Source organism: Wocania ichthyoenteri Th78 (assembly GCF_000789235.1).
GTDB lineage: Bacteria > Bacteroidota > Bacteroidia > Flavobacteriales > Flavobacteriaceae > Wocania_A > Wocania_A ichthyoenteri.
The window spans coordinates 2,686,000-2,706,360 of sequence record NZ_KN525716.1 but is presented as its reverse complement, the minus strand read 5'-3'; the positions used below and the strand labels follow the sequence as shown (position 1 = coordinate 2,706,360).

The window sequence follows — 20,361 nt, the reverse complement described above, 5'->3', positions numbered from 1 at the left end:
TTCAAAGATACTTTTTTGCCACGAATACACGAATTTTTTTTAATTGGAAAATAACTATGTTAAACAAAAAAAGACCTTTTTATTGAAAATATACTTTGCAAACTTGCCCGCGTTAGGGATTAAGCTACATGTTTCGACGCAGAAGGAAGCGAGTAGTAAAAGCCCGTAGGGTAATACCCAAAGACTAAAGCTTCAAAATTTCTTCCTTTTCCTTTTTAAAGGACTTGATATTTGGCAATTCTGAAATAGCTAAATTTATATATTTTAAAGCTTCAGGTTTATTTTTTTGATGCACATTAATTTGCGCTAAACGGTAGTGCGCCCAAGCTTTTGGAACACCATCTTTTGCTGAATAATTTGCTATATAGGTTTGCAAACATGTTTCGCCTTTTTCAAGCTGTGTGTTATATTCGGCAGCCACTTTTCCTATTTGATAATGCAGCGCATTACGTTGGTGTTTTTGTTGTGCTGCCTCAATATTTTGTATGGCTTTTTGAGGCTGATTTTGGTTTTCATAAAGCGTGGTTAACTTGTTAAAACAGGTTAAAGACCCGCCTTCTGAAATAGCCATTTTATAATATTTTTCGGCCAATTCTGGCTCGTCGTCATACTCGTAAACATAACCTTTTGCTAAATAACCATCGACTTTCGAGAGGTTTACAAGTTGTTGCGCAAACTCTAATGATTTGTTTTTACTGCCCCCCAAAATACCAGGTAATTGCATATACAACTCTACCAATGCCCAGCGGGTATCGATATGATTTTTATCTAATTCGGCGGCTTTTAAAAAAGCCTTTTTCACATCGCTAATAATGCTCAAGGCTTTTAATTTATTAATGGACAGGGCTTTCATACCCAAAGCGCCACCGTATTTATAATGGTAATTGGCGTTGTTTTTATTAATATTTACAAGTTTTTGATATTGGTTTATGGCATCGTCCCATTTTTTTTGGTGCCCGTACGCATCGCCTAAAAACTCAATGGCTTTTATGTTGTTGGGATTGTTTTGCAAATAATCTGAAACGATTTCTTCGGCTTTTTCAAATTCTTTTTTTTGAAAAAGGGCGTCCACATCAGCTAATTCGGGTTGACCAAATATGAGTGTTGGAAAAAAAAGTAGAAGCAAAAACTTGTTCATAGCATTTGGGTCGAAAATACAAAGTTAAACATTACACTTTACTTAAAAAATGGTTAACTTCACTCAACCAACAAAAGTAATTACTAATTTATTGTTTTTTGGAATAACTTTTGAAAGTACATTTAGAGACAATTTAAAACACCTACTGAAATGAATTCAGCACCAATGAAACATACACTATCTATATTAATGATTATTCTTTTTTCAAATTTTACACAGGCTCAAAATCCGGACTACCAAGAATTATGGACCAAAGTTGAAAAGTTGGAGGTTGAAGGCTTGCCAAAATCGGCATTAAAAATTGTTGAAGACATTTCGGCGAAAGCCAAAAAAGATAAAAACCATCCACAACTTATTAAAACCATGCTTTTTAAAAGCAAGTTCGTTTTGGTTTTAGAGGAAGATTCGCAACTTAAAATCATCAATGATTTTAAAAATGAAATTGAACAGAACTCGTTTCCTACTAAAAACATCCTTGAAAATATTTTGGCCAATTTGTACTGGCAATATTTTAACAAACACCGATGGCAATTTTATAACAGAACGAAAACTGAAGAGAAAGCAGATGCTGTTGACTTTAGAACGTGGGATTTACAAACGCTTTTTAATGAGATTCATACGTATTATCAAAAGTCTTTAGAAAATGGATTAATGCTTCAATTAGAACCTTTAAGCAATTATAATGTGCTTTTAAATGAGCAAAAAGGTTCTAAAATTTACAGACCAACATTATTCGATTTTTTAAGTCATAATGCATTGCTTTTTTATAAAACCGACGAAATACATATTACCAAACCTGCTTATAAATTTGAGATTGACAATCCTGATTTTTTAGGTGATACGAGTACGTTTTCAAACCTAAAATTAGCGTCAAAAGATTCTACGTCGTTACAATTGAACGCATTAAAAATCTATCAAGATTTAATTCGATTTCATTTAAAAGACAAGTCGCCTTTGGCATTAGTTGATGTAAATATAAATCGTTTAAAGTTTGTACTTCAGCATGCTACTTTTAGCGATAAACAATCCATTTTATTAAACGCCTTAAAAACAGAAAGCGAGCGATTAAATTCCCACGAGGTTTCTGCACTTTATGATTACGAAATTGCGACTATTTACTATCAACAAGGTTTAGAATATCAACCTAAAAACAAAGAAGAAAACCGTTGGAAAACTAAAGACGCCATTGCTATCTGCAACAGCGTTATTGCTAAATTCCCAAAAAGCAATGGCGCCGAAAAATGTGCGATTTTAAAGCAACTCATTGAGCAGCAATCACTTCAAATTACCACAGAAAATTTCTTGCCCATTCTTAAAGATGCGCGCTTGTTGATTCGTTACAAAAACCTAAATCAGCTACGATTTAAAATTTATAAAATTTCTAGAAGTCAGTTAGAAAAATTCAATACAACCTATAGAAAAGACGAGCAATTAGCCTTTATTAAATCCTTAAAAGCCACAACCCAATGGAACACTGGTTTGCGCGATGAAAACGATTTTCAAACACATACCACCGAGATCCTTTTACCAAAACTCAACAACGGCAGTTATTTGATTTTTGCTTCACCAGAAAATGACGAAAACACGTTTGCGTTTAGCACCATTCAAGTTACCGATTTGGCTTTGGTTGAAACCGACAAAACGGATTATAAAACCTTTCAAATTATTGACAGAAACAACGGCAAACCCGTTGTTAATGCTCAGGTTGAACTTAGTTATATAAAAAACAATAACAGAAATGAACAAACCGAAAACTACACCACGGATTTGCATGGACAGATTAAAATCAACAAATCTAAAAATCGTTATCGGGATATCAATTTAAAAGTCAAATACGGTAGCAATGTGGCTTATTTTGGAGATTATTACATCTATCAATATAATAAAAACGAACAAGAAAAAGTAACCTACAAATCTTTTTTATTTACCGACAGAAGCATTTACCGACCCGGACAAACCGTTTATTTTAAAGGCATTGCCATGAAAACCGAAGCCAACAAATCTGAGGTTTTAGAGAATGAAAAGGTTTATGCCATTTTATACAACGCAAATGGCGAAGAGTTAAAAGTACTGAACTTAAAAACGAATGATTTTGGCTCGGTTTCAGGCGAGTTTATCTTACCAAATTCGGGTTTAAACGGACAGTATTATATTGAATTTGATACCGAATCCGGATCTGAGGCACAAAGCATCACCTATTTTTCGGTTGAAGAATACAAACGCCCAAAGTTCGAAACCAAATTCAACCCTGTAACCGGAACCTATAAAGTTAACGATTCGGTAACCATAAAAGGCAACGCTTTGGCTTATGCAGGCAGCAATATTACCGATGCCAAAGTGGTGTATCGCGTACATCGCAAAGTGGAATATCCGCATTGGTATTTTTGGTACCGTCCGTGGTTTAACAGCGAGCCACAGGAAATTACGCATGGCGAAAGCACAACAAACGCCAAAGGTGAATTTGAAATTACCTTTAAAGCACAACCCGACCAAAGTGTAGACAAAAGCAGCCTGCCCATTTTTAAATACGAAGTGACTGCCGATGTTACTGATTTAAACGGCGAAACCCATAGTACAACCACCACAGTAAATGTGGGTTATCATGCGTTAACAGCAAACATGTCTATCGCCAATTTTTTGGATAAAACAAAAAAAGACCACGCGATTACTATCGATACCAAAAACCTAAATGGCGAGTTTGTTCCCGCCAAAGGCACGGTTAAAATTTACAAATTATTAGCCCCAAGTTCGGTGTTAAGGGATCAACCTTGGGTCGCACCAGATTATCAGGATTTTACAAAAGAAGCTTTTAAAGATTTATTTCCGCACGACGCTTATAACAATGAACAAAACCCAAATAATTGGAAAAAAGGGCCGCTTGTTTTTATAGCCTCTTTTAATACCGAAAACACAACAAAACTCAATCTTGGTAAAACTAAAAAATGGAAATCTGGACAATATATTATCACTTTAGAAAGTAAAGATAAATTTGGTCAAATTGTAAAAGATGAAATTAAAACAACGCTGTATAGTGATGACGATAAAACTTTAGCAGATCATCAACTGTTTAGTATCACAAGTAATAAATCTAAATATAATACTGACGATACGGCTATTATAACTTTGGCTTCGGCAGCGAATAATTTAAACGTTACCGTTTCTATTGAAAAGCAAAATAAAGTTATAAAAACACAAATTATTCAACTCAATAACAACAGGAAAACCATTAGTATTCCTATAACAAGCGACGATATTGGAGGCTTTTCTGTTAACTATAGTTTTGCTGCGTTTAATAGTTTTCAATCGGGTGGTTTAAACATATTTGTTCCATACCCTAAAACCGATTTAGATATTGAAACCACAACCTTTAGAGATAAATTACAACCTGGAACAGATGAAACCTGGAGTTTTAAAATTAAAGGTTCAAAAGGCGACAAAGTAAGTACAGAGTTATTAGCGAGTATGTACGATGCGAGCTTAGATCAGTTTAAACCACATACTTGGAGTTTCAACCCAATTGACAATCCAATGTATTATTCATATAATAATAGTAATGCTAGACAGAGTTTTGGGACACAAAATTTTAGGGTTTATAATGAACGATCTCGTACATATTATCAACATCAAAATTATGATAAACTGAATTGGTTTGGTTTTGGTTTTGGTTATAATTCGATAAGATTTAAAACAGGAAATATGATAAAAGCCCTTAGCGGTCGTATAGCTGGAGTTGAAATTGAAAAAGAAGTTATGGCAGTCGCAGATAAATCTAGTTTAGATGAAGTTGTAGTTGTTGGTTACGGAGAACAATTAAATGCTAGAGAAGAACTAGAAGAAGACTCTGAGTTGAATGAAGAACGTGTTAAAATTCAAGTAGAAAAACCAAACTTCGACAACATAAAAATCCGTAAAAACCTTCAAGAAACTGCTTTTTTCTTTCCGCAGTTAAAAACAGATGAAGATGGCAACGTAAGTTTCAGTTTTACAACACCTGAAGCATTAACCCAATGGAAATTACAATTGTTGTCGCACACTAAAACTTTAGAAAGTGCTACTAAAACCTTAACAACAGTTACGCAAAAAGAATTGATGGTAATACCAAATGCACCTCGTTTTTTACGCGAAGGCGATAACATAACCATTAGCACTAAAATTGCGAACCTAACCGATAATCAACTTTCGGGGCAAGCCGTTTTAATGTTAACCGATGCCATTTCCGGGAAAGATATTACGAATATCTTGGTGTCTGAGGCACTCGAAGACACCACTAATAAAGACGCTTCGAGTGACCTCAGCGTCCAAGCCTTTTCAGTAGAAAAAGAAAACAACACGCAAGTGTCATGGCATTTATCCATTCCTAATGATGTGCAAGCAGTTCAATATAAAATAATAGCTAAATCTGGAGATTTTAGCGATGGCGAACAAAATGCGTTGCCCGTTTTAAGTAACCGCATGTTGGTTACCGAAACGCTTCCGATGTGGGTAAGAAGTAACCAAACCAAAACATTCACGTTGGACAAATTGAAAACGAACATGTCTTCATCTTTAAAAAACCATAAGTTAACTTTGGAAATGACCTCCAATCCGGCGTGGTATGCGGTACAAGCTTTACCGTATTTAATGGAATACCCGTACGATTGTAACGAACAAACTTTTAGTAGATATTATGCCAACGCTTTGGCGAGTCATATTGCGAATTCAAACCCTAGAATTCAAGAGGTTTTTAACCAATGGCGAAATACCGATGCATTACTTTCTAACTTAGAAAAGAACGAAGAACTAAAGTCTATTTTAATTCAAGAAACACCATGGTTACGTGATGCACAAAGTGAAACCGAACAGAAAAAACGTATCGCTTTATTATTCGATTTAAACAAAATGAATAACGAATTGCAATCTGCAAAACGTAAACTGGAGCAAAATCAAATGCATTCTGGCGGATGGGCTTGGTTTAAAGGCGGACGCGAAAACCGATACATAACCCAACATATTATTACCGGTTTTGGGCATCTTAAAAAACTGAATGTTACTCAAATAGACAGTGGAGATTCGATGATTCAAAAAGCCATCAATTATCTGGATGCGGAATTTGCAAAAGAATACAATGATATTAGAAAATACGATTCAAAAGTCGATTTAAATAAAGATCATTTAAGCTATACACAATTGCATTATTTGTACATGCGCAGCTTTTTTCCGGAAATTAAAAAATCTGATGACGTTGAAGAAATTACTAAATACTATCACAGGCAAATTCAGAAATATTGGTTAAAACGCTCGCTGTACGCCAAAGGTTTAATGGCTTTAGTTGTTGATAGAATGGGTGATAAAAAGACCTCAGTTAAAATTTTAAAATCGTTGAAAGAGAACAGTATCACTTCTGATGAATTAGGCATGTATTGGAAATCAAATACCAATTCATGGTATTGGTATCAGGCACCAATTGAAACACAATCCTTATTAATTGAGACTTTTGCTGAAATTGAAAACGACACCGAAACCATTGACAATCTTAAAATTTGGTTACTTAAAAATAAGCAAACAAACCGCTGGAAAACTACCAAAGCAACCACCGAGGCTGTTTACGCTTTATTGTTGCAAGGTAGCGATTGGTTAAGTGTAACCGATATGGTTGATGTGGTTTTAGGCGGTCAAAAAATAGAGCCTTCAAAACTAGAGGATGTTAAAGTTGAAGCCGGAACAGGCTATTTTAAAACCACATGGAATGCCTCAGAAATTAAACCAGAAATGGCAGAAGTAAAAATCACTAAAAAAGGAAATGGTATTGCTTGGGGAAGTTTATACTGGCAATATTTTGAGGATTTAGATAAAATCACATCAGCAGAAACACCTTTAAAATTAAAGAAAAAACTATTCTTAAAAACCAATACAGATACAGGTGAAAAAATTTCAGAAATCACAACAGAAACCAAAGTTAAAGTTGGTGATTTAGTTCGTGTGCGCATAGAATTACGCAGCGATAGAGCCATGGAATTTGTACACATGAAAGACATGCGCGCCGCAGGTTTAGAGCCTGTAAACGTACTCTCAAAATACAAATGGCAAGATGGTTTGGGCTATTATGAAAGCACCAAAGACACCTCGACCAACTTCTTTTTTGATTATCTGCCAAAAGGCATTTATGTGTTTGAATACGATTTAAGAGTTAATAATGCAGGCAATATGAGTAATGGCATTACAACAATACAAAGCATGTACGCACCAGAATTTAGTAGCCACAGTGAAGGCGTTCGTTTGTTAGTTAACTAAGCCCTTTTCGACAAAGCGAATAGTAAATTAACTTTAATTTACTATATTTCAAGTTACTAACTAATAAATACATTATTATGAATTCAAAAGTTTTAATGGTTTTAAGAATACTTCTTGGAGTCTTCGTCTTAGTCTTTGGGCTAAACAAGTTTTTTCATTTTATCCCAATGGGAGACATGTCTGCTGATGCAGGAGCTTACTTTGGCGCTTTAACTTCGACAAAAACAATAGACCTTGTTGCCATTGTTGAAATTGTTGCTGGTATAGGTTTAATATTTAACAAATACGGAGCACTATTAAGCTTAATATTAATGAGTATTTCTGTAAACGCCGTATTATTTCATGTAACACTAGATCCTGCAAATAGCGCCGGTGCAATCGTATTATTAGTACTAAATATAATAGCGCTTTATAATTATAAAGACTGTTATAAATCCTTGTTATAAAAATTTTAATAAAATCAAAGGAGGCTTTTTAGCTCCTTTTTTTATCTATTAAATGGATATTCGTTTATCCAATTAAACCCTCGATTCATTAAGGGAAAGTTTTCTTTCTTCAATATTCTTCCACTGGCTTTTATCGAATCATTTTTATAAATAGTTTCAAAACTAAATTTCTTATCTGTTTTTTTATATTTAATTATAAAAGAATCAGTTGAATCTTGATAAGTAGTTAATTTTATTTCAGATTTTAAAGTATCTATTTCAGACTTATAATAAACTTTAGACCTATCTATTTTATGTATTTGAGCATTTCCTTTTCTTTCTAAAATTAAGTATCGCCATCGTTCATAATTATTTATATCGGTAGAAATAGTATCGTTATTTTTTTCAAAATGAGTAATCTTAAACAACCCATTTAATTTAGGTTTTGGCGCATTTTCTCCGTATAATTTTTGTGATTTGGATAAATTAATAATTCCGAAAATTAAAATATAAGTTAAAAGTAAACCTTTTAATACCTTCGAAATAATTGGTAATGCTTTATCTCTGTATAATGGTTGTTCTATTACAGAAAGTCTTGTAGATTTTCCTGTAAAAAAGAATGTAAATAATGTTTTTAAATCTTTTGATAATAAAAACAAAGTCATTAAAACTAAATGTGTTGACAGTATTTTAACGGGGACATCGTAAAAATAATTTACCGCCATTACGTTTGAAGCTGTCATTAAAGTAATAATAGCACCTGCTGTCATGGTTCGTCTAAACAATAATAATATCGCGCAAACTTCAGCAATTCCCATAAATAAATTATACCCTTTTGAGAACCCTAAAAATGTCCAAGCTAAACCCATCGGAGAAGAATCGCCGTAAGTTTCAATTAGTCTATAAAATGCTGGATATGGAAACTGTAGCTTTACAATTTTAACCAAGCCGTAGTTAATAAGCATTAACCCCACATAAAACCGAATAGCCACCGTAATCCAATAATAAAGTTTTTTGTAATTATTGCGGTTACGATCTGCAATTGACCAAACTAAACAACCAGAAATTGCGAAAATAAAAATTACAAAAACACTTACATAGTCATAAGTTGTATCACCACTACCATTAGTAAAGGTTGTAATTTTTTCTGAAAGATTAAGAATATTTTCTCCAACCCAAGGAATAAATTTGTGCATTAATGCTGTTGGATATTTCATTATTACTCCCCAAAGCGGATAAGCCCCATTATTTTTAAAAACAATGAATAATAAGAAATATATAAAACTAAACCTGAAACCTATTTTTTCTAATTGAGACCACTTAGTTTCTAAAGATGATTTAACCATAAAAAGCAATTATGAGTGATTATTTTTTCAAAATAGTATATTTCAATTCACACTTTAAATTAATTAACAGTTCCTTAACTCGTTTACAAGCTTTTAACTTAAAAAACTATTCGTATTAATTGCTATCTTTGTTTTTATATTAAAACCTTTATTTTGATAAAGTTAATGTCCCAAAACACTGCTTTACTTGTAACGCTATTTACTTTTGCAATAATAAATTCGTGTGCTTCAAAACAAAATAGTATTCAAAACTCTACGATTGAAGAACTAAATCCAAAACTACTCTTTTTAAATTATACAATTTCTGTAAGCAATACTGGTAAAAAAAAGATTCGTTTTATTAATAAAAAAATTGCTGATGGCAAATTAAAAAGCAATAGTAGTAAGTATATAAACACTGGAAGTATTAACGATTTAAAATGTATACAACTTGATGAAAAATCAAAAGAAATTGAAAGCATTATAATAAAAAACCCATTAGTTAAAACCGTTGAATTTGTTAACGATTCTCTTATATTTGAAAAAAAAGTTTTAAACTTGAATAGCACACCACTTTCTTTAAGAATTCAATTAAACAGCAAAACTAAGTCTATAGTAATAAGCGAAATAGTTGATATACTACAAAATAGCAAACCACTTATTACCACAAGAATTTATTAATATGCGATATAAATTACTCATATTATTTTTAGTTTTAAATTATCATTTTGGTCAATGCCAAATTTTTGATAAAGAGACCATAAAAAATTCTGGTGATAATGATAAACGAATAAACTTGGTTATTTTGAGTGATGGTTACCAAACTAGCGAATTAAACGACTTTAAAACTGATGCTATAAGTTTTGTGAATGACATGTTTAACCAATCTCCTTTTTCTGAATATACTAATTATTTTAATGTTCATATTATAAAAGTCCCATCCAATGAAAGTGGTGCAGATCATCCTGCTACTGCTACCGATGTTACAGAACCTTATAATATCCCAGTAATGTCAGTTGACACCTATTTTAACGCCACTTTTGATGCTTTTGGGTATCATAGGGCTTTATACTACGGAATAGACTATCCAGACTCTGCAAGTGCAGAATCAAAAATAAATTCTGTCTTAGCTGATAATTTCCCAACTTATGACCAAGTTTTAATACTTGTTAACTCTTCAGAGTATGGTGGTACTGGGGGCGAATTCCCCATATCTTCAACTCATACGGCTGCTAATCAAATTGCTATTCATGAACTTGGACACTCTATGTTTAATTTGAAAGATGAATACCTAGTTCCAGATGTTTTTTATGGCGAGGCAATAAACATGACTCAAGAAACAAATTCAAGTTTAATTAAATGGAAAAATTGGATAAATGAAAATGGTGTTTATATTTATCCTTATGGAACTTCTGGAATCCCTGCTACTTGGTACAGACCTCATCAAAATTGTAAAATGAGAGTCTTAAGTGCTCCTTTCTGCCCTGTTTGTAAAGAAGGTATTGTTGAAAAAATACACAGCTTAATTTCGCCTATTGATTCGTATTTACCTGTATCAAATTCAATAAACACCTCAACTTATCCTATCGATTTTCAATTAAATCTAATAAAACCAATCCCAAACACTTTAGAAAGCACATGGACTTTAAACGCTTCAAATTTCGCAAATGATGTGGATGATGTTTCTATTATTGAAACCGATTTAAACGTTGGTTCTAACAACTTAACTGTTGTTTTAAATGATACCACAACACTTTTAAAGGTTGATAATCATGAAACCTTTCATGTATACTCTGTCTCTTGGACTATTACAAAATCTGCCCTAGGTATTGATGATATTACTAGTGAAGAAAACAATTTTAATATTTCCCTATTCCCTAACCCTACTAACAGTATTTTAAACTTAAAAGTTAAAAGTAAAAATACCGTAAACTTAAAAGTTGATATTATTAGTTTAGACGGAAAAAAGATAAAATCAACAAAAATCTCTAATTACGAAAACAATGAAGTTGATATTAGCCATTTAAGCCAAGGTCTTTATTTGGCAAATTCCTATTCAAATCATATACTTATTACAAGTAAACGGTTTGTAAAAAACTAGAGTTATTGTTTTGGTGGATAATTTACTAATACTTTATCTATAATGGCATTTAAACGTGCTTCTCTATTTTCTGGCGATGCGTTAGGAGTATAACTAGATTCGCTAACGGCTTGCCAAAAAAGTCCTTTACCATTTTCATCAACAAAATCGATAGTAATTTGACGATTAACACCAGCTTGCCCAACAGGAATTCCAATAGATACACCACCACCAACATTTCGTCCGCCGCCACCTAAACCAACACCAACGGTATTACGTTGTGCTGATTGAAATTCGCTACTCTTAATATCGATGAAAAAGTCTGGTTTTTCCGCTAAACTAAATCCTTTAGCTTTCATTTTTGTATCTAAAGCATCCAGAAAACGTTTAGTATCTAAATCGCTTAAACCAGTTTTCATATCTGCATAATAATTATAGGTTTTGTATTTAGAAAAGTCTGTGCTCTTATCAAAATCGTAATTAACACGAATAGGTGCGCAGGATACAATTAATAGTGATAGAAGAATTATTTTAAGATATTTCATAGCTATTATTTTCCTTAAAATTAATCAAAAATTGTTCCACACAGTCTAACTTAAAAGAGTTTAACATTACAACTTACTAGAAATATAAGTTTTTATTTTTCTTCTTTAGAATCAATAGACTTTGTTAACGCTGAAGAAATAATACCTGTTGGTATGGCAACAATACCCAAACCAATCATGAGAATAAAAAAAGTAAACACCTTTCCTCCTACTGTAATAGGGTAAACATCACCATAACCAACCGTTGTAAGCGTAATAATTGCCCACCATAAGCTATCAAATATAGATGTAAAATGTTCGGGTTGTGCTTCATTTTCAAAATAATAAATCCCTACGGCAGAAAAATATATTAAAATGAGTGTAATAAATATGAATAGAAAAATTTCTTCTTTAGCCGATTTTATTGCTCTTGTAAAATGATTCATGGCTCGGTTATAACGCACCAATTTTAAAATTCTAAATAAGCGTAAAAAGCGTAATGCTCTTAATGAACGTAAATCGACACCAAAAGACAAATAAAATGGTAAAATAGCGAGTAAATCTATGATACCAAAAAAACTAAACACAAACTTAGGTTTGCTGTCTGCTACATAAATTCTTAATAGGTATTCTAAAGTGAATACAATAACACTAAACCATTCTATAGATTGAAGAATAGTTCTTGTTTGAGGCTTTAAATTAGGAATAGTTTCAATGGAGAAAGTGATAACCGATAAAAGAATAAGTGCTTGAATAAAAAAAGCAAAATATCTACTTAATTTATTATCATTAATCTCTACGATACTTTTAATGTGTTTCTTCACCTTAAAATCTTTCGTCTAATTTCAGAAAAACAAATCAATTTAAAAAATTTGAAGCTTATTCAAAAATTAATCGTTCAACATTTTCCAAAGCATATCTTTAAGCTGTGTAATACCCTGTTGTGCCACAGACGATATAAACAAATACGGAATTGGAAGTTCGTTATCTAACTCTATTTTAAGTTCTGCTTTTAATTCATCATCTAGCATATCGCATTTTGAAATAGCAATGATTCGCTCCTTGTCCAACATTTCTGGATTATATCTACGTAATTCATCAAGCAAAATATCATATTGTTTTCTAATATCATCAGCATCAGCTGGAATTAAAAACAACAAAATCGAGTTACGTTCTATATGGCGTAAAAAATAATGCCCAAGTCCTTTTCCTTCGGCAGCACCTTCAATAATCCCAGGAATATCGGCCATAACAAAAGTTTGAAAATCGCGATACTCGACTATGCCTAAATTAGGTTTTAAGGTTGTAAACTCGTAGTCGGCAATTTTAGGTTTTGCAGAAGTTACAACCGACAGCAATGTAGATTTCCCCGCATTGGGGAAGCCTACCAAACCAACATCGGCAAGTATTTTTAACTCTAAAGTAATGTGCTTTTCTTCTAACGGAAGTCCTGGTTGTGCATACCGAGGTGTTTGATTAGTTGACGATTTAAAATGCCAGTTTCCTAACCCTCCTTTTCCGCCTTCTGCAATAATTTTTTCTTCACCTTGCTCGGTTATTTCAAAAATAATATCGTTGGTTTCGGTATCTCTTACTACGGTTCCTAAGGGCACATCAACATACATATCTTCACCATCGGCACCAGAACTTCGACTTTTACTTCCGTGTTCGCCATGACCTGCTCTTATATGCTTTTTAAATTTTAAAGGTAAAAGTGTCCAAAGGTTAGAATTTCCTCTAAGAATAACGTGACCGCCTCGACCACCATCTCCTCCATCTGGACCACCTTTAGTTATGTATTTCTCGCGATGCAAATGCGCAGAACCTTTGCCTCCATTACCAGAAGACACATACATTTTTACGTAGTCAACAAAATTTCCTTCGGTCATTCTAATGTTTATTTGTTAATTCGTGGATTCGTTTATTCGATTCTAAATTGTTAAGCTTTTAACTTTCAAATTAACAGATACACGAATAAACGTCACTATAATTTGTCTATAACAGCACTCAAACGTACCGTAATATCTTCAATACTACCAACGCCATCTACTCCAAAATATTTATTTTGTGCCGAGTAGTAATCTTTTAATATAGCCGTTTTATTGTAGTATTCTGTAATTCTATTTCTAATAATAGATTCATCTGCATCATCTGCTCTACCGCTTGTTTTTCCTCTTTCAAGTAAACGTTGCACTAAAACCTCATCATCAACTTCTAAAGCAATCATTGCATTTATTTGCGAATCTTTGCTATCCATTAATTTATCTAAAGCTTCGGCTTGTGCATCCGTTCTTGGAAAACCATCAAATATAAACCCATTAGCATCGGCATTTTTTTCAACCTCAGCTTCCAACATATCAATAGTAACTTGATCTGGAACTAGCTCGCCTTTATCCATGTAAGATTTAGCCAACATCCCTAAAGCGGTTTCATTTTTAATGTTAAATCTAAAAACATCGCCTGTAGAAATATGTACTAAATTGTATTTCTCTTTTAAAAAATTTGCTTGTGTTCCTTTTCCTGCTCCTGGAGGGCCAAATAGCACTAAATTTGTCATGTGTTGTGTTTCTTTTATTTGATATACTTCTGGTACGTCTCTTCCCAATCCATCATAGTCAAGTCCGTAGCCCACTATAAATTTATTAGGTATTTCTATACCAACATAATGTAGTTTATAATCTTTTTTATAGGCCTCAGGTTTATAAAATAATGTAGCAATCTTAAGTGCTTTTACATTTTCGTTTTTAAAAATACGGTGCACTTCGGCTAGGGTATTTCCTGTATCTATAATATCTTCCAAAATAACAACAGTTCGTCCAGACAAATCTTGTGTTAAACCTATTAAACGCTGAATATCTTCAGTCGATTTAACGCCTTCGTACGATGCTAATTTTATAAACGTAACCTCGCAGGGTTTTGGGTATTTTTTTACAAAATCGCTTACTACCATAAACGAACCATTTAAAATCCCTACAAACACTGGAATTTCGTCTCCAATATCGTTAGAAATTTCATTAACTAAACGTGCAATTGCATCATCAATTTCTTTAGCAGAAATAAATGGTTTAAAATATTTATCGTGTAGCTTTATCACGGTTGTTTTATTTTGAAAGATGCAAAGATAATCAATAGATTACCGATTACCGATTTTTTGATTTACGAATTCTGAAGTAATTTAAGATTTAAGTGTATTTTTGCATATCAATATCATGTTCAGATAAAAAAATTAAATGAATTACTTCTCTTCAAATTTTAAACTTGGTATTCTTGGTGGCGGACAACTAGGGAAAATGCTACTTAATGATACCCGAAAGTTTGATACTTACACTTGTGTTTTAGACGCTAGCAACGAAGCGCCTTGTAAAATTGCTAGTAACGAATTTCACTTAGGTGATTTAATGGATTACAATACGGTTTATAATTTTGGAAAGCAAGTTGATGTATTAACTATTGAAATTGAAAATGTAAATGTTGATGCCCTTGAAACACTTGAAAAAGAAGGCGTAAAAGTTTACCCATCGTCAAAAACATTACGCACTATTCAAAACAAAGCAACACAGAAATTATTTTATGTAGATAATGATTTACCAACAGCTCCGTTTTCTCGTTTTGCTTACCTTTCAGAAATTGAAGACGCTATAGGTAATGGTGGATTAACAATACCTTTTGTTTGGAAAGCGACTCAGTTTGGATATGACGGCACAGGTGTTAAAGTGGTTAGAAAATTATCAGATTTAGAAGGCTTACCAAAAGGTGAATGTATTGCAGAAACTTTAGTGCCTTTTAAAAATGAATTAGCAGTAATTGTAGCCAGAAATGCATCAGGTGAAACCAAAACATTTCCAGTGGTTGAAATGGAATTTCACCCTGAAGCTAATCAAGTAGAGTATGTAATTTGTCCTGCTAGAATTGATGATACCATTGCTAAAAAAGCTACAGAAATTGCACTAAAAGTATCAAAAACGTTTAATCATGTTGGGCTTTTAGCAGTTGAAATGTTTCAAACTGAAAACGACGATATTTTAATTAACGAAGTGGCTCCAAGACCACATAATTCTGGGCATCAAACCATAGAAGCCAGTTATACTTCGCAGTTTGAACAGCATTTAAGAGCTATTTTAAATTTACCTTTAGGAAGAACCGATAGTAAAGTTGGTGGCGTTATGGTAAATTTGGTTGGTGCCGAAGGCCATACAGGTAATGTTATATATAAAAACATTGAAGCCATTATGAAATTGAATGGTGTTACGCCACATATTTACGGTAAAAAGCAAACCAGACCATTCAGAAAAATGGGACATGTGACCATTGTTAATGAAGATTTAAGTGAAGCACGTAGAATTGCCGAAGAAGTAAAAAATACGATTAAAGTAATAAGCGAATAATTATGAATAAAGTAGGAGTCATCATGGGAAGCAAAAGCGACCTGCCGATTATGCAACAAGCCATCGATATTTTAAAAGGATTCGATATTGAGGTTGAAGTAGATATTGTTTCAGCACACCGAACGCCTGAAAAGCTATTTGATTATGGTAAGCGTGCACACACTAGAGGATTTGCTGTAATAATTGCTGGTGCTGGTGGTGCTGCACATTTACCAGGAATGATAGCGTCGTTATCACCGCTTCCTGTTATTGGCGTTCCTATTAAAAGCAGTAATTCTATTGATGGTTGGGATTCTGTTTTATCTATTCTTCAAATGCCTGGTGGCGTACCTGTTGCAACCGTAGCTTTAAATGGGGCAAAAAACGCGGGTATACTGGCAGCTCAAATTATTGGAACATCAGACAAATGTGTTCTAGATAAAATTATAGTTTACAAACAAGGATTAGAACAAATGGTTCATGAATCTGCTAAAGATTTAAAATAAAAAAACCTCGAATAAATCCGAGGTTTTTACAGCTATTAACAATAATTCTTACGAGTTAAAGATAACTCTCTGAAAAATCTTGTGCCAAAATAGAAAAAAAAGTCTGATTAACTAATTTTTATTTTACATATTCGATTAACTACCAATATTCATTATTTTTTTAGATTTTTATTTTTTTAAAACAACTACAATTTCACATTCATGCCTATCTTAAACAAACATTTTAATACTCCATATAACACCGCTCCTTTTTCGCAAATAAAAGATGAAGATTTCCTTCCTGCTTTTAAAGAAGCTATTAAAAATGCTAAAGCAGAAATTGATGCAATTACTCAAAACACAGAAATCCCTAATTTTGAAAACACTATTGAGGCTTTAGATTTTTCAGGAGAACAGCTAGATAGAATTTCGAGTATTTTTTTTAATTTAAATTCTGCCGAAACAAACGAACACATTCAAAAAATAGCACAAGAAGTTTCGCCTTTATTATCAGAATTCAGTAATGATATCACTTTAAACGAAGTATTATTTAAACGTATAAAAACGGTTTACGATAAAAAAGAGGAACTCAAATTAAGTATTGAACAACAGACACTTTTAGATAAAAAATACAAAAGTTTTTCACGCAATGGCGCTAATTTATCAGAAGATAAAAAAGAAAAACTTCGAGAAATCGACAAACAACTAAGCAAATTAAAACTCAAATTTGGCGAAAATGTATTAGCAGAAACTAACAAATATGAAATGCTAATTATCGACAAAAAAGACTTATCTGGTTTACCTGAAGGCGCAAAAGAAGCAGCACTACAATTAGCAGAATCAAAAAACAAAAAAGGCTGGTTATTTACTTTAGACTACCCTAGCTACATTCCCTTTGTCACCTATGCCGATAATCGCGAATTGCGCAAAAAACTATCTTTAGCAGCAGGAGCTAAAGGGTTTAAAAATGACAAGTTAGATAATCAAAATAATGTTTTACAGATAGCAAAACTCAGACATGCGCGCGCTAACCTTTTAGGCTACAAAACCCATGCACATTTTGTTTTAGAAGAACGCATGGCAGAAACACCAGAAAACGTTGAACAATTTTTAAGCGAACTTTTAGAAAAAGCAAAACCAGCAGCAAAAAATGAGTTTAATAATCTAGAAAATTTCGCTAAAAAATTAGACAATACTTCGACTGCGCCAAGCACTGGTATCGACCGACTTGAAAAATGGGATTCAGCTTATTATTCAGAAAAACTAAAACAAAAATTATTCAGTTTAGATGATGAGCAGTTAAAACCTTATTTCAAATTAGAAAACGTTATAAATGGTGCGTTTACGGTTGCCAATAAATTATTCGATTTACATTTTGAAGAAATTTACAACATCGATAAATATCACGAAGATGTTTTAACCTATAAAGTAACTGACAATAATGGTGATTTAGTATCAATCTTTTATGCCGATTTTTTCCCAAGAAAAGGAAAACGCAACGGTGCGTGGATGACCTCCTTTAAACCACAATCTATAAAAGATGGTGCTAATGAAAGACCACACATTTCTATTGTTTGCAACTTTACAAAACCCACAAAAAGCAAACCGTCGTTATTAACTTTTAACGAGGTTACCACATTGTTCCATGAGTTTGGTCACGCACTACATGGTATGTTAGCAAATACAACTTATCCTAGTCTATCAGGGACAAGTGTATACTGGGATTTTGTTGAATTACCAAGTCAGGTGTTAGAAAACTGGTGCTATCAAAAAGAAGCTTTGGAGTTATTTGCAAAACATTATGAAACTGGTGAAGTAATTCCAATGGATTTAGTTAAAAAAATAAAAGCATCTTCAACTTTTCATGAAGGCATGCAAACACTTCGTCAAATTAGTTTTGGTTTATTAGATATGAGTTGGCATGGTCAAGATCCATCAAAAATTGCAGATGTAAAAGCGCATGAAACTAAAGCTTTTAAAAACACGAATCTATTTCCTGATGTTGCAGAAAACTGTATGAGTACTTCGTTTTCTCATATTTTTCAAGGTGGTTACTCTTCAGGCTATTACAGTTATAAGTGGGCAGAAGTTTTAGATGCCGATGCATTTGAATATTTTGAAGAAGAAGGCGTTTTTAATAAAACAGTAGCAACCAAATTTAAAGCCCATGTACTAAGTAAAGGTGGAACAGAAAACCCCATGACACTTTATAAACGTTTTCGCGGAAAAGAACCAAAACCTGAAGCGTTGTTAAGGCGTGCTGGATTATTAAAATAAGTTGATTTGATTTACGTTTAGTTGTTTATGAAGTTTCTAAAACTTTTTGGACATTTAACAATTATTTTAATTTTAACTGTATTAACCCAAGTTGGTGGATTAGTATGGTTGTTGGCTCTATTCATTTCGATAAAACTAAAAAAGAAGAAGCGATTTACTTTCCCTATTCTGTATTTAGTTTTTAATGTTTTGATTATTCCACCTATTGCAAAACCTTTTGGAAGAGAGCAACTCCCTATTTTTAATGATTACTTAAAACCAAGAAATTGGGTTTATCCATTATTTTTTAGAAATTATGTAACATCAGATTTAAAAGCTTTATTAGAAAATTCAGCAACAAACTTAAAACCCTTAAATATATCAATTACTTATTTAGATGCAAATTTTCCGTTTAAAGATGGCTTTCCGCTAATGCCTCATTTAAGTCATAATGATGGAAAAAAGATTGATATTTCGTTTATGTATTTAGATAAACACGGAAAGTCATCAACTAAAAAACCTTCTGTTTCTGGTTACGGTGCATTTGTTGACTCTAATAATATATCATCTGAAAATTGCTTAAATAAAGGTTATTGGCAATACGATTTTACTAAATATATGACTTTTGGGATAATCAATAATTTAAAATTAGATAAACCAAAAACAAAGCTTTTAATTAAAGAATTATTAGATTCAAACCTAACCGAAAAGATTTTCATTGAGCCTTATTTAAAAGAATCATTAAAGCTTATTAACGAAACCAAAATTCGTTTTCATGGTTGTCAAGCTGTTCGTCATGATGATCATATTCATTTACAAATAAAATAAACTTTCAATAATTATTGCATTAAACAGAACACGCAATATGTTAATTAACAATTAATTAACATACTACAAACACATGTTTTTAACATAAAAAACTTACATTTATATATGATTTTTCCTTTTAAATAAAAAAATTTAATTAAAAACCTTACATTATTATGAAAAAATTCGATTTTAAAAAACCATTAGTTATGTTATTTTGCCTGTTAATTTCACTGGTATTTCAAAGTTATTCTGAAGATATAAAAAAAATTGAAATTAATAAATTAGAAAGCATAGCACTCTCGTTATCTGAAAAAACGTACCCTAGCATTACTGGAGAAATTGCGGAAATTAATACCTTAAATTATGCAACCCCGCTACCTACCTCGCCTAGCTTTGATCCTGGCTACACTCAATTATATTCCCCTAGCACAAAGGCAATTACCATTAATGGTAGTGGTACATATAAGTTTGAAGTTAAAAATAATACTGGAATATGGGTGAGTTTATTAGGACATACAGGAAATGGATCAAAAGATGTTTCATTACCAGTTACATTTACAGTTAGCTGCAACTTATCTGGAACAAAATCAGCTACACTGTTCATATTTAATAGTAGTAATCTAGTTGAAGATATGGCAGATGTTGTTTCTTTTCAATAAATTATAGTCTTTAAAATAAATTTTG

Annotated in this window: 15 protein-coding genes; 9 read left to right on the top strand and 6 right to left on the bottom strand. The window is 32.5% G+C overall.

The window, feature by feature from the left end; all coding sequences use genetic code 11:
• Positions 1 to 184: 184 nt before the first annotated feature.
• The gene (locus tag RG22_RS11725; protein WP_034043444.1) at positions 185 to 1,138 is read right to left on the bottom strand and encodes a tetratricopeptide repeat protein; all 954 of its coding nucleotides are present in this window, start codon (positions 1,136 to 1,138) and stop codon (positions 185 to 187) included.
• Between the two features lie 165 nt (positions 1,139 to 1,303).
• On the opposite strand from RG22_RS11725, the gene RG22_RS11720 reads away from it, so the two are divergent.
• Together RG22_RS11720 and RG22_RS11715 are read left to right on the top strand one after the other, a co-directional pair.
• Positions 1,304 to 7,408: an alpha-2-macroglobulin family protein gene (locus RG22_RS11720; protein WP_034046028.1), complete on the top strand. Its 6,105-nt coding sequence runs from the start codon at positions 1,304 to 1,306 to the stop codon at positions 7,406 to 7,408.
• A 77-nt stretch (positions 7,409 to 7,485) separates the two neighbouring features.
• Positions 7,486 to 7,854 (top strand): DoxX family membrane protein, encoded by a 369-nt coding sequence (locus tag RG22_RS11715; protein ID WP_034043442.1) that lies wholly within the window; start codon positions 7,486 to 7,488, stop codon positions 7,852 to 7,854.
• A 41-nt stretch (positions 7,855 to 7,895) separates the two neighbouring features.
• Here the strand turns inward: RG22_RS11715 and RG22_RS11710 are convergent, their stop codons facing one another.
• Positions 7,896 to 9,179, bottom strand: coding sequence for a hypothetical protein (locus RG22_RS11710; protein ID WP_034043439.1), 1,284 nt, complete (start codon positions 9,177 to 9,179; stop codon positions 7,896 to 7,898).
• Between the two features lie 165 nt (positions 9,180 to 9,344).
• Here RG22_RS11710 and RG22_RS11705 point away from each other — a divergent pair, with 165 nt between their 5' ends.
• Positions 9,345 to 9,839 carry a hypothetical protein gene (locus RG22_RS11705; RefSeq protein ID WP_034043436.1) on the top strand — a complete coding sequence of 165 codons (495 nt, stop codon included), beginning with the start codon at positions 9,345 to 9,347 and terminating at the stop codon, positions 9,837 to 9,839.
• Between the two features lies 1 nt (position 9,840).
• Positions 9,841 to 11,259: a T9SS type A sorting domain-containing protein gene (locus tag RG22_RS11700; protein WP_034043433.1), complete on the top strand. Its 1,419-nt coding sequence runs from the start codon at positions 9,841 to 9,843 to the stop codon at positions 11,257 to 11,259.
• Between the two features lie 2 nt (positions 11,260 to 11,261).
• On the opposite strand, the gene RG22_RS11695 is transcribed toward RG22_RS11700, so the two are convergent.
• The 4 genes from RG22_RS11695 to RG22_RS17680 form a co-directional block, all read right to left on the bottom strand.
• The gene (locus RG22_RS11695) at positions 11,262 to 11,783 is read right to left on the bottom strand and encodes a DUF4136 domain-containing protein (protein ID WP_034043431.1); all 522 of its coding nucleotides are present in this window, start codon (positions 11,781 to 11,783) and stop codon (positions 11,262 to 11,264) included.
• 92 nt (positions 11,784 to 11,875) lie between these two features.
• Complete coding sequence (locus tag RG22_RS11690; protein WP_034043428.1) at positions 11,876 to 12,586, bottom strand: ion transporter; 711 nt, start codon at positions 12,584 to 12,586, stop codon at positions 11,876 to 11,878.
• A gap of 66 nt (positions 12,587 to 12,652) precedes the next feature.
• On the bottom strand, positions 12,653 to 13,651 hold the full coding sequence (obgE, locus tag RG22_RS11685; RefSeq protein WP_034043425.1) for a GTPase ObgE: 999 nt from the start codon (positions 13,649 to 13,651) through the stop codon (positions 12,653 to 12,655).
• Positions 13,652 to 13,746: 95 nt separating this feature from the next.
• Positions 13,747 to 14,856, bottom strand: coding sequence for an adenylate kinase (locus RG22_RS17680; RefSeq protein WP_081997716.1), 1,110 nt, complete (start codon positions 14,854 to 14,856; stop codon positions 13,747 to 13,749).
• Positions 14,857 to 14,992: 136 nt separating this feature from the next.
• Between RG22_RS17680 and RG22_RS11675 the strand changes: the two genes are divergently transcribed.
• The 5 genes from RG22_RS11675 to RG22_RS11655 all read left to right on the top strand — a co-directional run bounded on the left by RG22_RS11675 (position 14,993) and on the right by RG22_RS11655 (position 20,336).
• Positions 14,993 to 16,147, top strand: coding sequence for a 5-(carboxyamino)imidazole ribonucleotide synthase (locus tag RG22_RS11675; RefSeq protein WP_034043423.1), 1,155 nt, complete (start codon positions 14,993 to 14,995; stop codon positions 16,145 to 16,147).
• A 2-nt stretch (positions 16,148 to 16,149) separates the two neighbouring features.
• Positions 16,150 to 16,632: a 5-(carboxyamino)imidazole ribonucleotide mutase gene (gene purE / locus RG22_RS11670; RefSeq protein WP_034043420.1), complete on the top strand. Its 483-nt coding sequence runs from the start codon at positions 16,150 to 16,152 to the stop codon at positions 16,630 to 16,632.
• A 201-nt stretch (positions 16,633 to 16,833) separates the two neighbouring features.
• Entirely contained in the window at positions 16,834 to 18,888 is a 2,055-nt protein-coding gene (locus tag RG22_RS11665) for a M3 family metallopeptidase (RefSeq protein WP_034043417.1), read from the top strand.
• A 27-nt stretch (positions 18,889 to 18,915) separates the two neighbouring features.
• The gene (locus tag RG22_RS11660) at positions 18,916 to 19,695 is read left to right on the top strand and encodes a hypothetical protein (protein ID WP_034043414.1); all 780 of its coding nucleotides are present in this window, start codon (positions 18,916 to 18,918) and stop codon (positions 19,693 to 19,695) included.
• Positions 19,696 to 19,850: 155 nt separating this feature from the next.
• A complete protein-coding gene (locus RG22_RS11655; protein ID WP_034043411.1) occupies positions 19,851 to 20,336 on the top strand; it encodes a hypothetical protein in 486 nt (161 codons plus the stop codon).
• Positions 20,337 to 20,361: the final 25 nt, after the last annotated feature.